The organism is Oleiphilus sp. HI0132, from assembly GCF_001635845.1.
In genome coordinates this window covers 1-1,664 of the sequence record NZ_LWGJ01001227.1, presented here as the reverse complement: position 1 = coordinate 1,664, position 1,664 = coordinate 1, and the positions used below count along the sequence as shown (strand labels likewise).

The following is a 1,664-nucleotide window of genomic DNA, read 5'->3' as shown; positions in this document are numbered from 1 at the left end:
CAGAAAACAGAGAAAAATCTTAATTCGTTATCCACTGTTGCTTCTGCACCTCCGGTTGAACCCGGAATTGCGGAAGCACCACCAAATAAGACATTTAACCCAGTTATTGCGACGACTAAAGCTAGTGCATACAAGATGTATTTTAGTGTTGATTCCATTCAATTATACCTCGATGTTGAAGTCTATTTTTTGCCTAACGCCCCGTTAACCGGGCGAGCGGGAGGCTAGTCCTGCTGAATGCTTCGTTAAATTATTTTTCATAGTGGTAACGGTAAGATATAATTATAAGTTTATTATCGTCAACAACATATACCAACCGATTACTGTCATCTATGCGGCGAGACCAGAAATCAGCTAGGCTTTCTTTAAGAGGCTCAGGTTTACGTATACCCATCAAAATGATGACGTTGAGTATCGGGTATGAGCTTGTTGATACGTTTAAGTGTTTTCTTGTCTTGGCCTTGCCAGTAAACATAATCTGACTACGCCTCCGTAGTCGATGCTAATATTTCAATCATCGAGCAATCCATGCTCCTCTGTTTTGCCTGCACGATATTGCTGGATTGATTTACTTAGATGAGCGGCATTTGCAGGACTCTAGAGTAAATGCACTGGTTAGGCATTTTAATCGTCAATTAACAGATGCCCAAAATAAGAGAACACACCTATCATAACACCTGTGAATAGTTGTGCATGTACAAGATAGGACAATTTTTTCAACTCTCTTGGAGAGTATCGCCAGCTGATAAAAATACCGAATAGCCCTTGCCAGATTACTAGTGCGAGTACCGCAGGGAAAAAAAGAATATGCATTGGTAAACCCATTAAAGCGATGTGCAGAAGTATTATAGCCACCGCACCGATACCGAAATATACATGCGTTCTATTTAATAGATTGATCAAACTATCTATAAGCGGCGGGTCAAGCTCTATACTGTATTCTGGTAAGAGCCTTTTAGCGATAGCCCCTTTTCCAAAAAACAATTTGATTAGAGTTCTGGCGTAAATGAATACGAGTAGCCATAAACCAATCTCTCCTAACCCTTCACCTATTTCAGCTAAAAATGTTTCACGCTCTTCAACTGGCGGGTAAAGGCTAAGGGCGTATATATAATATCCAATTGATAAGGCTACAGTGCTTCCTGTAAAAATAAGAATCTTTTTTAAACCCGTAGATACCGATTTCATTGTTTCATATTCCTAACGCCTACATTTGTGGCCGAACGAAGTGAGGTCCGGCCCAGCCGTTTTTTGGCTGGGCGATGCAAGATGGCCTTGTTACACGTTTTGATAGTTTGATACCTCGATAAGGTTGCCGTCAGGATCTCTAAAATATACTGACTCAACTTTACCTTTTGCACCTGTACGGCTTACTGGCCCCTCGATCACTGTAACGTCACAACTGTTTAAATGCTCGATAGCACTACCTATCGGGGTGGTAATAATAAAACATAAATCAGCATTACCTGATTTAACATTATTCGCTTTAGGTTCGAATTCACTGCCCAGTTGATGGAGGTTTATTTTCTGATTGCCAAATGACAACGCAACTCGGGACTCACCGAATATAACTTTTTCCATGCCCAATACTGATTGGTAGAAACTTACACTCTCCTCAATATCTTTGACGGTTAAAACTAAGTGATCAATTCTATCTACTTGCA

At 40.4% G+C, this 1,664-nt stretch carries 3 protein-coding genes and 1 pseudogene; all 4 read right to left on the bottom strand.

The window, feature by feature from the left end:
• Nucleotides 1-158, bottom strand: a 158-nt coding sequence (locus tag A3766_RS32725; RefSeq protein WP_156508960.1) for a DUF4345 family protein, incomplete at its 3' end; no start/stop codon positions are given.
• A 92-nt stretch (nt 159-250) separates the two neighbouring features.
• Nucleotides 251-479 (bottom strand): annotated as a pseudogene (locus A3766_RS17990) (Txe/YoeB family addiction module toxin); the annotation flags it as partial.
• Between the two features lie 145 nt (nt 480-624).
• Entirely contained in the window at nt 625-1,188 is a 564-nt protein-coding gene (locus A3766_RS17985; RefSeq protein ID WP_068516636.1) for a hypothetical protein, read from the bottom strand.
• A 90-nt stretch (nt 1,189-1,278) separates the two neighbouring features.
• Nucleotides 1,279-1,664 (bottom strand): VOC family protein (locus tag A3766_RS17980; protein ID WP_068642636.1); only part of this gene is annotated, 386 nt, incomplete at its 5' end.

Coding starts and splice junctions, on each gene's coding strand:
- A3766_RS17985 (WP_068516636.1), bottom strand. CDS start 1,188: ATGAAATCGGTATCTACGGGTTTAAAAAAGATTCTTATTTTTACAGGA.